This is a genomic window from Chryseobacterium nakagawai (assembly GCF_900637665.1).
In the GTDB taxonomy this organism is placed as follows: Bacteria; Bacteroidota; Bacteroidia; order Flavobacteriales; family Weeksellaceae; genus Chryseobacterium; species Chryseobacterium nakagawai.
The window spans coordinates 2,645,547-2,660,338 of record NZ_LR134386.1; the positions used below are offsets into that span (position 1 = coordinate 2,645,547).

The window sequence follows — 14,792 nt, forward strand, 5'->3', positions numbered from 1 at the left end:
GGTTACCAATTTTTATCAATCATATAAATAAGTTGTGTCATTACCGTTGAGCCTAAAAGTAATTCTCTACGGTTGACTTTTTCAAAAGTATCTTCTGCAGTGTGGTGAATGTCAAAATAACGTTGTGGTTCCGGAACGAGTTCTGCCGTGGGTACCCCCATTTCATGAAGTGGGGCAATATCTGAACCCGAATATTTTCCTTCAAAGTTATACACCCCATAAGGTAGAAATAGTTTTCCCCAGCTTTTGATCTGGTTTCTGTTTGTATCATCCATTTCTAGAGAAATTCCGCGGGGAGAAAAACCTCCGGCATCAGATTCTATAGCAAAAAGATGTTTTTCATTGTTATCTTTTGCTGTTTTTCCATATTGCTTTCCTCCTTTAGTTCCATTTTCTTCATTGGCGAAACAGACTGCTCTGATGGTATGGTTATTCTGGAGTCCTAATTTTTTGAAGGTTCTTAACACTTCAATACTCTGAACAATTCCGGATCCATCGTCATGAGCACCTTCACCTACATCCCATGAATCAAGGTGGCCGCCTACAACAATTACACTCTGATCTTTCTTACCTGTAATTTCACCAATGACTGAGTGGGAGAGTTTTTCTCCTTTCATCCCACAGTGGGAATTGAGCTTTGCTGTGACTTTCTGATTTTTCAATAAAGCTTCCAGCTCATCTGCTGTTGTATTTCCGATGGTTACAGCTGGGATTTTGGCGATATTTTCTTCGTATCGCATATTTCCTGTATGTGGAACATCATCAAAAGCTGAAGAAAGAGATCTGATGATTGCAAATTTACCACCTTTCTTTGCTGTTAAAGAAGCTGCTGTTCTTCTATAAGCTCCTGATTCTCTATAGGAAATAAAAGTCTGTACATTTCCTTGGTTAAAAGGATAATTAAAGAAGACAATCTTACCTTTTACCTTTTCAGCGGGGAGTTTGTCATATTCTTCCAGAGATTTAACCATAATAATTTCTCCAAAGATATCTTTCCCATTTGTTCCTTCGGAATTTCCTAGAGAGAGCATTTTAAGGCTTTTCCAGCTTCCATTGGAGGTTTTGATGTGCAAGGATTCTTTTCCTCTTACCCATACCGGGATCATTACTTCCTGAAGCCATACTTTATCCGCACCTGCTTCACGAAGCTTTTGTGCAGCCCATTGCACAGATTTTTCATAGGCTTCGGAGCCGCTTAAACGGTGACCTATATTTTTAGTAAGTTCCTGCAGTTCATCATATCCTTTTCCGTTATTTAAAATTTCTGTGGATATTTTGCTAAACTGTATAGAATCTTCTTTAGTTTGTCCTGATATAAAAGTAATTCCTAAAGTCAGTAATGATATGTTTATGATTTTTTTCATATTACCAGTTTTTATCAACCATAAAAATCAATTGTGTTATTGCAGCTGCTCCAAGAAGAAGTTCTCTTTTATTTACCTTATCAAAAGTATCTTGTTCGGAATGATGATAATCAAAATATCTTTGAGTGTCTACCACAAGTTCTGCTAAAGGAATATCCAATTTTTTTAATGGCGAGATGTCCTGAATTGCCTCTGTCTGGTCAAAATCATAAACACCGTAAGGAAGAAAATATTCTTTCCAGGGAGAGATAAGCCTTCTTCTTTGAGGGGACATATCCAAAGAAAAACCTCGTGGCGAATATCCTCCTGCATCTGTTCCTAAGGCAAATATGTGTTTTTCGTCTCTCTTTTTCACATAAGCAGCATACATTTCACGACCTTGTCCTCCGTTTTCACTGTTAGCATACAAAACTACCCGGATGGTGTGGTTATTTTCGTATCCAAGCGCTTTCAATGTTCTTAAAACTTCAATACACTGAGCAACTCCGGTTCCATCATCAATTGCACCTTCACCTACATCCCATGAATCAAGTTGAGCGCCTAAAACAATAACTTTAGCATCTTTTTTACCCTGAATTTCAGCAATAATATTTGGATTAGTGGTGTTGCCTTTGGATTCAGCAGTCATGTTGATTTTAGCAGTAACTTTTTGTTTCTTTAACGTCTTTTCCAATTCATCTGCTGATCTTACGCCTATTGATAAAGCAGGAATTTTAACTTTATCATCGGGTTCGTAGTAAATCATTTTGGCATGCGGCGTATCATCATTAGCTGTTGTTAATGACCTTATAATTAAAGCTTTTGCACCTGTTTTAGCTATGACAGAAGCAGAAATTAATTTTGATTTTGCAGTCTGTAAATAAGAATCACTGGTGTTAATGATTTTTGGATCCATAGGAACATTGACGAAGACTATTTTGTCTTTTAACTGTCCTATTGACATGGCATTAAGTTCTGAGGTAGAATTAATTAAAACAATTTCACCTGTCAGATCTTTTCCAGCTGTTCCTTCAGAGTTTCCGAAGGAGAGCATTCTGATGCTTTTCCAATCTCCATTTTCTGTTTTTATCTGTAAAGATTCTTTTCCTCTGATCCAGACCGGAGCTTTAGCTTCTTGTCTCCAGATCATATTAATACCAATTTCCTTGAATTTTTTTTCAGCCCATTCTACCGCTTTTGTATAGCCAGGAGTGGCGCTGAAACGAGGTCCGATACCTTTTGTGAGTTCTCCAAGATTTTCATAAGCCCTACCATTAGTCATGATCTCATCTGAGATCTTTTTGAATTCATCGTGATAATTTAATTTTACAGGAATTGCTGTTCTACCGGCAGGCTTTTTCTGGATTTTTTTTTGAGAAAATAAAAATCCACTCAAAAAGAGTGGAAGTATAATGAATATTTTTTTCATTTTTTATTTACCTTTCTTTTTCCAATGATAAAAGTAGGAAAAAAATAGGAATTTATTAAGGTTTCATATCGTACATTAACAGTGCTGTAATCAATTTTGGCTCAATGAATGTACATTTTGGAGGCATGCTTAATTTTAAGTCTGAAATTTTAATCATATCATTAAAACTTACAGGATAAATTCCGAATCCTGCCTTTCCTTCTCCGCTGTCTACCTTTTCTTTTAAAATATTGATTCCGCTGATATTAGAGGTTCCTTTTACATAAGAAATAAGATCAGAGCTATCCGGATCATCTATTTTTAAAATACCTTTAAAAATGTATTTGTCTAATAAATGGTGATCCAGGTTATCTAAAGACATTTCTTTTGAGCGAAGATCATGTTTTACGTGAAGAGAATAAAACTTACCATCCAGATACATTGAAATGTGGAATTTCTGAGAAGGGAAGTATGATGTTTCTCCTTTTTCGTGAATTAGAAAATACTTGTCCAGTTCTTTCAGAAATTGTTCGCTGGAAAGGCCATTCAGATCATGTAGAATTCTGTTGTAATCGTGAATCTTGATGGATTGGTTTGAAACGATAAAGCTGTATACAAAATTATAAAGTTCTGTACCGTTGTGTCTTTTGTTTTTGTCCTTATGTTTTTTTGCGTTTAATGCTGTAGAGCCAATTCTATGGTGTCCATCGGCAATATAGAATGAATCGATCTGATCAATTACTTCCTTAAACTGTTGAAGTTTTAAACGATTGTCTATTCTCCAGATTTTATGTCTGATACCAATAGTATCTACATGATTGAAGATTGGAACATTCTTTTCCTCATGGTTCATCAGCAACTCAATTTTTGAATTGGCCGGGTAGGTTAGTAATACCGGTTCAGCCTGAAGATTTACTTTTTCAAGGTAATGAGCTAGTTTTTCTTTTTTCTGAGGAATGGTACTTTCGTGCCTTTTAATTTTTCCATTCCAGAAATCTTCAATACTCGCCAGACCTAGGAGGCCTCTGAAAATTTGCTTATTAGGATATATTTGTTCATAAAGATAGTATGCAGAATTATCCTGAACGAGTTTTTTTTCGTCCAGAAGTTCTTCAAAGGTGGAACGGATCTTTCTCAGATTTCGATCTACATCCTTAGATTTACTTACAACATAAGGCTTTATCATGTTGATGTAAGTATTTTCAACTTGAGCTTTTTCTGCAATTTCTTCCTGGGTAAAATTATCCAGTGGATGGGTAGGGAAAGTATCCTCAAAGTCTCTGTGAGGTCTTATTCCACGGAAAGGTTTAAAAACAGGCATATTTATCTTATAGTTTCTTTTTGTAGCTTAATAATTTGTTCTGCAAGTTCGATACCGATTTTCTCTTGCGCGTCTACCGTATTCCCACCTACATGAGGAGAGAGCGATAGTGCCGGGTTCATCAGTAAAGGAAGTTCAGGATTGGGTTCGCTTTCAAAAACGTCCAATGCAGCTCCTGCTACTTTTCCTGAATCGATAAAATCAATTAGTGTTACTTCATTTATCACACCGCCTCTTGCAGTATTTACAATATAAACACCATCCTTCATTTTTTCAAACTGTGGCGTGTCTATAATGTATTCATTCGTTTTCGGAGTATTGATGCTGATGAAATCTGATTCTTTAAGGAATGCATCCATATCATTGGTGGAAGTGATTTCAAAGTTCAGCGATTGTCCGTCAAAGAAGTCTAGTGTAAGAACTTCTGTTTTTGGACTTCTAGTCAAAACTTGTATTTTCATTCCTAAAGCGATTCCTATTTTCACGACTTCCTGGCCAATACTTCCAAAACCTATTACTCCTAACGTTTTTCCTGAAAGTTCATAAGCATTGCTGAATGACTTTTTCATGGCACTAAAATGAGTATCTCCCTCTAAAGGCATCAGTCTGTTTGATTCGTGAAGGAATCTGGCTAATGCGATGAAGTGTCCGAAAACCAACTCTGCAACAGATTTTGAAGATGCTGTTGGAGTATTGATTATTTTAATACCCTTACTTTTTGCATATTCAACATCAATATTGTCCATTCCAATACCGCCCCGACCTATGATCTTAAGTCCTGGGCATGCATCAATCAGGTCTTGTCTCACTTTTGTTGCACTTCTTACCAGAAGAACATCTACATTATTATCGTTGATAAAATTAATAACGTGATCTTGGGCCACTCTATTGTCCAGAATTTCAATTCCGGCATCTTTTAAAGCTTTTTCTCCTGCTTTTGAGATTCCATCGTTTGCTAAAACTTTCATGTGTTATTTGATTTAAAGATTGAAATATTTGGATCTTTCAAAATTTTAAAACTAGGCGCAAATTAAGAAATTTAAATTTGTCGCATCTAAATCTTTCAATCTTTGAATTTTTATGCTTTAATTATTTGATAGATTTCATTACATCCACCAATACCTGTACGCTTTCAATTGATAAGGCGTTATATAGGCTTGCTCTGTAACCTCCAAGGCTTCTGTGGCCATTTAGTCCACTGATTCCTGCAGCTTTCCAGGCATTGTCAAACTCCTCTTTTTTACTTTCATCTGTAATTTTGAAAGAAACATTCATTAATGAACGGTCTTCTTTTACGCAGAACGCTTCAAATAATGGGTTGCTGTCAATTTCATCATATAAAAGCTTAGCTTTTGCTTCGTTTCTCTGTTCTGCAGCAGCAATTCCACCATTGATTTCAAGGTATTGCAGGGTTAACAGAGATGCATAGATTGGAAATACTGGTGGAGTATTATACATAGATTCTTTGGAAATATGCTGAGAATAATCAAGCATAGAAAGCATGTTTTCTCTTCCTGTTTTTCCCAGGATTTCTTTTTTGATCACTACTAAAGTAACTCCTGCAGGTCCCATATTTTTCTGAGCTCCAGCATAAATTAGATCAAATTTTGAAAAATCCAGTTGTCTTGAAAAAATATCAGAACTCATATCACATACCATCAGTGTATCCACATCAGGAAAAGATTTCATCTGAGTTCCATAAATTGTATTGTTGGAGGTACAGTGGAAATAATCATATTCCGAACCTACCGTATAATTTTTAGGAATGAAAGAGTAGTTTTCTTCTTTTGAAGAACCCACTACATCTACAGTTCCTAGTTTCTTTGCTTCTTTTATGGCTCCGGATGCCCATGTTCCTGTATCCAGATAAGCTGCCTTTCCACCTACTTTCATTAGGTTGTAGGGCACCATTGCAAACTGCATGCTTGCTCCGCTTCCTAAATAAAGTACCTCATAATCATCACCAAGGTTCATCAGTCTTTTTACAATTGCACGTGCTTCGTCCATTACTGCAACGAAATCTTTACTTCTGTGCGAAATTTCAAGAAGAGATAATCCGATACCGTTAAAGTCTAAGATTGCCTGTGCTGATTTTTCAAATACCTCTTGTGGTAAGATACATGGCCCTGCGCTGAAGTTGTGCTTTTTGTTCATATTTTTATTTTTTGGTTGCTTTAGAAATTTAAATTCCTGTCGCTTTATTTTTTTTGGTTAGGTTGGGTTTCGATCAAAAAAAGCCGCCTCACAGATGATGAGACGGAATTATTTTTATTCACCGTGTAAGAATGCTTTTTTATTAAGAAGCGCTTCTTCAGATTCTACATGGTCCTCATCCGGAACACAGCAGTCTACCGGACATACTGCTGCACACTGTGGCTCTTCATGGAAACCTTTACATTCAGTACATTTATCAGTTACAATGAAATAAACATCATCACTCACTGGCTCCTGTGCTGCATCTGCATCTACAGTAAGTCCTGATGGCATTGTAATCGTCCCTTGAAGAGATGTTCCATCAGAAGCTTTCCAATCTACAGCTCCTTCATATATTGCATTGTTTGGGCATTCCGGTTCACAAGCCCCACAATTAATGCATTCATCAGTTATTTTAATAGCCATCGCTAATTTTTTTTAAATTTGCACAAAATTACAAAATATTCCCCAATTTTAAAGTAATTATGAATACCGAAAATCAAGTTTTAGGACTTATTAAATTAAGTGATTATATAAAGGCGTTTTTAGCGAACAAAACGGAAGATCACAATGAAGATGATGTAAATATTGAATTATTATTAAAGAAATCTAAAATAGAAAATCCATGGTTTACTGTTGATAATCAGAAATTTGCTTTGCAACAATGGTCGGATCTTCTTACCGAAGAAAATATTAAAGACTGGCTCAAAAATTATTCAATCTCAAAAATTTCCAAGAGAATAGGATTGATTTTGGCTGGAAATATTCCTTTGGTAGGGTTTCATGACGTGATCTCTGTTGTATTAAGCAATCATATCCCTTTAATTAAACTGTCATCTAAGGATAAGTATTTGATTCCGTTTTTGTTAAAAAAATGGAAAGAGTTTTCTGGAGACCAGGTTCAGTTTGAATTTGTAGAAAAATTAGAGAATTTTGATGCAGTTATTGCTACCGGAAGTAATAATACAGCGAGATATCTTGAGTATTATTTTAAAAACCATTTGAGCATTATTCGTAAAAACAGAACTTCTGTTGCTGTTTTGAAAGGTGATGAAACTGATGAAGAACTACAACTTTTAGCAAAAGATATCTTCCAATATTTTGGGCTGGGATGCAGAAATGTAACCCGAATCTTTATTCCTCAGGATTTTGTGATCGACAGACTGTTTGAAAACTTTTTAGGATTCCAGGATATTATCAATCATAATAAATATGCTAATAATTATGATTATAACAGAGCAGTTTACCTTTTGAATCTGGAAAAATTCTGGGATAACAACTTTGTGATGCTGAAAGAAGATGATAATTTGTTCAGTCCGCTTTCTGTCATTAATTTTAGCAGATACGAATCATTGGATGATGTTAAAAACTTCATTGCCGAAAACGAGGAAAATATTCAATGTGTAGTAGCTAAAGAAGAGTTGGGATTACAATCAATTTATTTTGGTGAAGCACAAAATCCAGGCCTTGATACTTATGCAGATAATGTGGATACGATGAAATTTTTAGAACTGGTCTGATTTTCGTATCTTCCATCACTATTTCACCCAATTACAAAACGAATATTATGAAAAAAATATTTTTAGGTCTGGCGATTATTGGCACACAGGTAATGTTTGCTCAGAAAGTTACAGGGCTGAAGGTTGAGAACAATCAAAAGAAAGAACAGCTGGCTACCATAAGTAAGGAGAAAGTCAATGAGTATAATGTTAATTTTCAGAAGTTTATTGCCGCTTTGCAATCTTCGGATTATAAAACGGTGAACGAAACACTTGCTGATAAGGTAAAGGAAATTGTCACAGAAGATGTTCTTAAAAAAGTAAGGGATGGTATTGATCCCAATAAAGAACTTGAGATTTTAAAAGTAGGCTATTACGTAACGATGGATGGTGTTAATCATCCTAATATTAAATACAAATATGCCGGTGATTCTTCCTCAAAAGAAGTGATAAGTGTTGTATTCGAAGATGATGGGAAGATTCTGGGTGTATTGCCTGTTAAAAAGAATAAATAAATTTCGATAAAAAAATATTAACTATGATGACAGATGTTTTAGTCGCTCATTCTTCAGAAGTGGAGAAGGCGAATTTTTACAAGAAGACCTATTTGCACGTTGCTCTATCAATTCTTGCATTTATTGGAGTTGAGACTATTTTGTTAAAGACTGTACCGGTAGAGATTATTGCGATGATGTTTAGCGGAAGGTTTACCTGGCTGTTAATTATCGGTGTCTTCTGGTTGGCTTCTATTTTAGCCTCTAAATGGTCACTTTCGCAAAGTCAGTCCACTCAGTATCTTGGGTTAGGTTTTTATATTGTACTAGAGGCGGTGATTTTTTTACCATTGCTTTTTATAGCTACTAATATTGCCGGTGGTGCTAATATTATCTTTCAGGCAGCTACTTTAACGGTAGCCATGTTTGCAGGTATTTCTGCAGTTGCATTTACTTCCAAGAGAGATTTTTCTTTTTTAAGAAATATCATTATTATTGGAGGATTTATTTCAATCGGATTAATCATTGGAGGAATGGCCTTTGGTTTTAATCTTGGGTTATGGTTCTCTGTAGGAATGGTGATTCTTGCTTCTGCGGCGATTTTATATCAGACAAGTAAGCTGAAAGATTCTTATGCTACGAATCAGTATGTGGGTGCAGCATTACAACTTTTTGCTTCTATTATGCTTTTATTCTGGTATATCCTGAATATATTAATGAGCAGAAGAAGTTAATTGAATACGATAAAGAATAAAAGACCTGATATTTATATCAGGTCTTTTTTATTATATCTTTTTTGTTAGTTATATTACCCCGGGTGTGGTCGTGGTATAGGTTACAGTAGCAGAAGGTATTGTGATGGTTTGAGTGTTGTTGAGGAAATTGATGTCTTGTACCACAGCAACAGAAAAATCCACTGTAGCGGAACTGTTGTTTGTATATGAGATAGTTATCTCTATGGTTTGTTTGAGATTGGTTGTTGTTAAGTCTGTGGCACGTCCCTGTACAGGATTCTTATCTCTGTTAGTTGTGTTATTGAGCGATCCTGAATTGATAACGGTACCATTGCCATTTTTATTCGTATATGACCCTGATAAGCTAAATGAGCTGGAAGGAACTGCCGTAGCATCGGTTATAGCTGGGAAAGCAAAAGATCCTGCATATGCATTATTGGTATTCGTAAGATTAAGAGTGTAGGTAGCATCTATTTTTTGCCCAGGAGGTACAGGAATTGTAAGATCATTTAGGGTGCTTACAAAGCTGGGGTTGCTGAAAGAAGGAGTTGTTTGTGAGGCTGTTGTGTTCTTGATCTGTCCAGGGATGATATCCTGATATCTTATAATAAAAGTATAGGGGTTATTGTTTTGGTTGGCTACAACGGTATCCGGAACTCCATCTCCGTTTGAGTCATACACTGCCTTATAACGAAAAACTCCTGTATTTTGAGGGTAACCTTGTGTTGTTACCAAGGGAATCGCCTGATTGTTTCCGGCATATATCTGACCGCTGTAAGTGTAGTTAACCCCATTTGTGTTTTGGGTGGCGTCAGAAGTATTAATGACCATACTACCAGGAGCTGTAATGTCTGCCAGTAAATTAATGGAAGGTGGGTTTTTAGTTCCTAAGGATGAATTAAAAGTATAAAGGTAAGAGTCCTGATCATTGGTGATTTTTGTAATGGCCGGACTTGGCGGAGGGGTAGAACAGAGGGAGCCCCATTTTGATTTGGTGGCAACCCAATAATCAATACATCCCGTATCTGTATTGTAGTACATCATCCCATTGTCCAATTGATTGGTTATAGATATATTACCGGGATTTGATGCTGGGGCAATACCCCCGTTTTTTTGATCGGGAAGTTGAGGAAGGATAAACGTTTTAGCGGTTGTGACTGTAGGATTAGGTTTCAGTTGTAAAACGGCGTTGGGATGCGGCGGGCTAGTGTTGATCCCAACTTGTGATTTTAAGGCTACAGAACAAGCTACTACCAAGAGAATGGCAAATTGTTTTTTTTTCATAGCGTTGTTGTTTGGTGTTAATAAAAAAAAACTCTATATGAGTTTTACCAAATATAGAGTTTTTTAACAAACTTTTATGTTGTGTATTTCTGATTATTTATCAATAGATCCTAAAACCTTTTGTGCAAATGAGTTTAGTGCATCTTTTTCGCTCATCCCGTTTTGTACGTTAGCATGAACTTCTAAAGCTCCGCAAATGTTGGTAATAAGCTCTCCTGCAACATTTAGATCCTCTTCACTTGTTCCTCTGAATTCAGAGAAGCTTTCTAGCACTTCTAACGTTTTTTCTAAGTTCTCAGGGGTTTGATTCTGATAGAATTGTCTGATTACTGGTAATTTCATTATGCTAATTCGTTAAAAAGATTAATTAAACTCTCAGCCTGGTTAGATTGAACCTGATTTACCAATTCACCATTTTTAAAGATAGCAAATGTAGGTAAGTTGTCTACTTTTGCTAATTTTCTGCTTTCAGGAAGTTTCTCAGCATCTACGTATAAGAAAGGAATAGATTCATTCTCAGATGCTAATTTTTTGAATTTTGGCTTCATGATTCTGCAGTTTCCACACCATGTTGCTCCATACTGAACAACTACTTTTTCATTGTCGTTTACAATATTCTGTAATGTATCTTCGGTTAATTCTGTATACATAAGTTTATTTTTTAAAAAAAATAAACAATGTAACAATCTAAAAATTTACCAATCTAACAATTCAAAAAACTTTTAAAATTGTTATACTGTTAGATTGTTACATTGTTATATTAAAATTAAGATATTAATTTTTTGCTAAGTATTCTGCTGTAGAAGTTCTGTCAGCTTTCATAGCGTCTTTACCTTCTTCCCAGTTTGCAGGACATACTTCACCGTGTTTTTGAACGTGAGTATAAGCGTCGATTAATCTTAAGAATTCTTTTACGTTTCTACCTAGAGGCATGTCGTTTACCGCTTCATGGAAAATTTTTCCAGTTTCGTCAATAAGGTAAGTTGCTCTGTAAGTTACGTTAGAACCTGTGAATACTTCTTCTCCTTCTTCATTGTATTCGAAATCCTGATCTACAATTCCTAAAGTGTTTGCTAATTGTCTGTGAGTATCAGCTAAAAGTGGATAAGTTACTCCTTCAATACCTCCGTTATCTTTTGGTGTGTTTAACCAAGCGAAGTGTACTTCGTTTGTATCACAAGATGCACCAATTACTTTAGTGTTTCTTTTTTCGAATTCACCTAAAGCCTCCTGGAAAGCATGAAGCTCAGTAGGACATACGAAAGTGAAATCTTTAGGGTACCAGAACAAAAGAACTTTTTGTTGGTTGTTAGTTGCTTCTTCAAGGATGTTGATTCTTAAATCGTCACCCATTTCAGACATTGCGTCGATTGTTAAATTCGGGAATTTTTTTCCTACTAAAGACATAATTTTCTGTTTTTATATTTAAATTTCTGATGCAAATATAGAGAAGTTTTATCTATCAAACAAACACTTTTCGATAAATAAAATCTATAATTGTTTTTGATGTGTTGTTAAATAAAAAGCCCTGAAACCAGGGCTTTTTGTTATTTTAATAACCAAATATTTCAGTTAAATTGAGTTTTTTTATCTCTCCTAATTTCTGCATATCGGCTTCATTTACTTTGTCTTGTGATGCCACGATACAATAGGTGTAGTTCTTGTTTTTCATTTCGCTATCATGGAAAGTGTTGATGTCTGCGAATGACAGTTTGGGAGCCTGTTCGTAGATGTTTTTTCTTATGTCTGTATTATTTCCAAGTCTTTGGGCTTTCAAATAAGAGAAAATGATACCATCCTGAGAAATTCTTTCAGATGCGATTGTTTTTTTCAATCCGCTTTTGGCAGTTTCAAACAATTGCTCAGATTTTGGTAGGGTAGTCAGAAGTTCATTCATAGCAGAAGAAGCTTCATTGAATTTATCAGCCTGAGTTCCCACGTATGCCATAATAGAGTTTTTATCCTCTTTCTTGCTTGGAAGCGCAAAATAGGAATAAGTAGAATAAGCTAATGCTTTAGATTCTCTGATGGTTTGGAAAACAATAGAACCCATTCCACCTCCGAAATAGTTGTTGAATAAGCTTACTGTAGGGGTAATGCCAGCATTGTATTGTTCTGAGTTTCTTGCCCAGAAGATTTCGGCCTGTACCATGTCATAATGAGCAAATAAGACCTTGTTTTTATCTGTTGGAATCTGCTCAAAAGTTTTTGTCTTTGGAAGTTCCTTAAGTGCTGAAGGCAGTTTGTGAATAGGTTTTAAAGAAGCTACCGTCTCAGCTCCTGTCTTAGGTCCATAATATAAAACTCTATGCTTGAAGTTGAATAAATCATGAAGGATATTCACAAGGTCTTCAGCTTTCAGGGCATCAAGTTCAGCATCGCTCAAAACATTATTGAATGGATTCTGTGCTCCATATTGAGCGTAGCTTCTTAATCCGGCCATGATGGTGGCTTTATTCTGCTTTGCGTTGGCTCTGGCTTTCTTAAGTCTTGCTTTGTAAGCGTCTAATGCTGCCTGGTCTGCTTTACAGTTTTTAATCAAATCTTCAAATAAACCAATTGTTTTATCGAAGTTTTCATTCAGGCCTTCCAAGGAAACATAAGTTTCTTCATTGCCTGCACTTACTTTAAAGCTTGATGCCAGTTTATAGAACTCTCTACTAATAGTTTCTGACGACTTATTATTAGTTCCCAAATACTGTAGATACTCTGCGGCTAATGGAAGCATTTTGTTGTTCCATTTTCCGGAATCAAAGTGATAGTACATTCTGAATAATGCGTTGTCCGTGTTTTTTACAGAAAGTACCTCTACATCACCTAATTTGTTTTTAGCAATGTCCTTATCATAGTTTAGCCATACCGGGGCGATTGCTTTTTCAGGCATTTCATCAATTTTCTTAAGAAAAGCAGATTGGTCTTCTCTGTTTACAGAAACAGGAGTAATGGTAGGTTTGTCAACCTTTACTATGTTTTTGTCTTCTCCTTTTTTCTTATAAACCGCTACGTAATTGTTGTTTTGAAGATATTTGGAAACAAAGTCCATGATATCTTTTTTGGTAAGCTTAGAAATTTCTTCAATATATTCTAGGTTTGCCTTGTGATCAACATCAGAAGTGAATTCATCCATTAAGATGCTTGCTCTTGAAGAGTATTTTTCATCCTTTTGAATCGTATTCTTTTTTTCGTTGTTTACGATAGACTGAATAAGGTCATCAGAGAATTCTCCTTTTCTTAGTTTATCGATTTCCTGAAGAAGAAGATTTTTCACTTCATCTAAAGACTGTCCTTCAGTCGGTTTTCCTTGCAGAAGTAATACCGAATAATCTTTCAGGGCATAAGGATAAGCAAAAGCACCAAGTAATTTTTGCTTTTTCACCAGATCAAGATCAATTAATCCAGCTTGCCCGTTGGTCAGCATGCTGCCTACAAAGTTTAATAGTCTTGCATCTTTTGTTGAAGCACCGGGAAATCTGAAGCCAAGCATTACACTTTCTGAGTCAGGTCCTACCACTTCTTTTATGACTGGAGAGGTAATCGCTTTTTCCTGACCTACTTTATATTCCGGAACCGGTTTAGATTTCATATAAGAGAAAGCTTTGTCAATCTTGGCAATAGCTTCATCCGGATTGAAATCTCCCGACATGATGATTCCCATGTTGTTGGGAACATAATAATTGTTATAATAATCTCTGATCGCGTGCAGAGAAGGGTTTTTCAAATGCTCAATGGTTCCGATGGTAGTCTGCTTTCCATAATTGTTATTAGGGAAAAGGTTAGCAAACATCATATCATATACCTTGTCTCCATCATCATCAAGCGTTCTGTTTTTCTCTTCGTATACTGCTTCTAATTCTGTATGGAATAATCTGAGAATGGGCTCTCTAAATCTTTCTGACTGCAAAGCCAGAAATTTATCCATAACATTGGAAGGGATGTCTTCCGTGTATACTGTTTGTTCAAAAGAGGTGAAAGCGTTTGATCCGTCAGCACCCATACCAGCCATCATTTTGTCATATTCATTGGCAATCGCGTATTTGGCAGCTTCTCCGGAAACCCTGTCGATTTCTTTGTAGATCTCTTTTCTCTTAGCTTCGTCTTTGGTCTGGTTGTATTTCTCATAAAGAGCATCAATCTGGTCTAAAAGAGGTTTTTCCTTCGCCCAGTCTTTAGATCCGAACTGATTGGTTCCTTTGAAGAGCATGTGTTCCAGGTAATGAGCAAGACCTGTATGATCTGCAGGATCTGTTTTACTTCCTGCTTTTGTAGCGATATAGGTCTGGATTCTTGGTTCTTTGTTGGTTGGGCTTAAAATAACTGTTAATCCGTTCTTTAAAGTATAATATCTTGCGGCGGTAGGGTCATTGGTGACAAACTTATATTTGTATCCATTGGAAGTTGCTTCCTTCCATTGATAGTCCTGTCCGAAAGCATGGCCTGCAAAACTTGCTGCTGCAATACTGGTAACGATTGTTAATTTTTTAAACAAATTCATTGGTATGGCTGTGTTTTATTTTAG

At 35.9% G+C, this 14,792-nt stretch carries 14 protein-coding genes; 3 read left to right on the forward strand and 11 right to left on the reverse strand.

Annotated elements, in window-relative coordinates:
• Window positions 1-2: 2 nt before the first annotated feature.
• The 6 genes from EL260_RS12010 to EL260_RS12035 all read right to left on the reverse strand — a co-directional run bounded on the left by EL260_RS12010 (window position 3) and on the right by EL260_RS12035 (window position 6,691).
• Window positions 3-1,364 carry a M28 family peptidase gene (locus EL260_RS12010; RefSeq protein ID WP_123860501.1) on the reverse strand — a complete coding sequence of 454 codons (1,362 nt, stop codon included), beginning with the start codon at window positions 1,362-1,364 and terminating at the stop codon, window positions 3-5.
• Between the two features lies 1 nt (window position 1,365).
• Entirely contained in the window at window positions 1,366-2,772 is a 1,407-nt protein-coding gene (locus EL260_RS12015) for a M28 family peptidase (RefSeq protein WP_123860502.1), read from the reverse strand.
• A gap of 55 nt (window positions 2,773-2,827) precedes the next feature.
• Window positions 2,828-4,072 carry a DUF1015 domain-containing protein gene (locus EL260_RS12020; protein ID WP_123860503.1) on the reverse strand — a complete coding sequence of 415 codons (1,245 nt, stop codon included), beginning with the start codon at window positions 4,070-4,072 and terminating at the stop codon, window positions 2,828-2,830.
• Window positions 4,073-4,074: 2 nt separating this feature from the next.
• A complete protein-coding gene (locus tag EL260_RS12025) occupies window positions 4,075-5,040 on the reverse strand; it encodes a D-2-hydroxyacid dehydrogenase (protein ID WP_123860504.1) in 966 nt (321 codons plus the stop codon).
• A gap of 121 nt (window positions 5,041-5,161) precedes the next feature.
• Window positions 5,162-6,226 (reverse strand): 3-phosphoserine/phosphohydroxythreonine transaminase, encoded by a 1,065-nt coding sequence (gene serC / locus EL260_RS12030; RefSeq protein ID WP_123860505.1) that lies wholly within the window; start codon window positions 6,224-6,226, stop codon window positions 5,162-5,164.
• Between the two features lie 114 nt (window positions 6,227-6,340).
• Window positions 6,341-6,691, reverse strand: a complete 351-nt coding sequence (locus EL260_RS12035) for a 4Fe-4S binding protein (RefSeq protein ID WP_123860506.1) — start codon at window positions 6,689-6,691, stop codon at window positions 6,341-6,343.
• A 59-nt stretch (window positions 6,692-6,750) separates the two neighbouring features.
• On the opposite strand from EL260_RS12035, the gene EL260_RS12040 reads away from it, so the two are divergent.
• From EL260_RS12040 to EL260_RS12050, 3 genes are read left to right on the forward strand one after another with little or no spacing between them, the layout of a single operon-like run.
• On the forward strand, window positions 6,751-7,785 hold the full coding sequence (locus EL260_RS12040; RefSeq protein ID WP_123860507.1) for an acyl-CoA reductase: 1,035 nt from the start codon (window positions 6,751-6,753) through the stop codon (window positions 7,783-7,785).
• Between the two features lie 47 nt (window positions 7,786-7,832).
• Window positions 7,833-8,279, forward strand: a complete 447-nt coding sequence (locus tag EL260_RS12045; protein ID WP_123860508.1) for a peptidylprolyl isomerase — start codon at window positions 7,833-7,835, stop codon at window positions 8,277-8,279.
• Window positions 8,280-8,302: 23 nt separating this feature from the next.
• On the forward strand, window positions 8,303-8,992 hold the full coding sequence (locus tag EL260_RS12050) for a Bax inhibitor-1/YccA family protein (protein WP_123860509.1): 690 nt from the start codon (window positions 8,303-8,305) through the stop codon (window positions 8,990-8,992).
• Window positions 8,993-9,061: 69 nt separating this feature from the next.
• On the opposite strand, the gene EL260_RS12055 is transcribed toward EL260_RS12050, so the two are convergent.
• The 5 genes from EL260_RS12055 to EL260_RS12075 form a co-directional block, all read right to left on the reverse strand.
• Window positions 9,062-10,276: a hypothetical protein gene (locus EL260_RS12055; RefSeq protein WP_123860510.1), complete on the reverse strand. Its 1,215-nt coding sequence runs from the start codon at window positions 10,274-10,276 to the stop codon at window positions 9,062-9,064.
• 93 nt (window positions 10,277-10,369) lie between these two features.
• Window positions 10,370-10,618, reverse strand: coding sequence for a DUF6952 family protein (locus EL260_RS12060; RefSeq protein ID WP_027375263.1), 249 nt, complete (start codon window positions 10,616-10,618; stop codon window positions 10,370-10,372).
• Window positions 10,618-10,926: a thioredoxin family protein gene (locus tag EL260_RS12065; RefSeq protein ID WP_123274739.1), complete on the reverse strand. Its 309-nt coding sequence runs from the start codon at window positions 10,924-10,926 to the stop codon at window positions 10,618-10,620. Before EL260_RS12065 ends, EL260_RS12060 begins: the two co-directional genes overlap by 1 nt.
• Window positions 10,927-11,050: 124 nt before the next feature.
• On the reverse strand, window positions 11,051-11,683 hold the full coding sequence (locus EL260_RS12070) for a peroxiredoxin (protein WP_089733937.1): 633 nt from the start codon (window positions 11,681-11,683) through the stop codon (window positions 11,051-11,053).
• A gap of 145 nt (window positions 11,684-11,828) precedes the next feature.
• Window positions 11,829-14,768, reverse strand: a complete 2,940-nt coding sequence (locus tag EL260_RS12075; protein WP_126367211.1) for a M16 family metallopeptidase — start codon at window positions 14,766-14,768, stop codon at window positions 11,829-11,831.
• Window positions 14,769-14,792 lie beyond the last annotated feature (24 nt).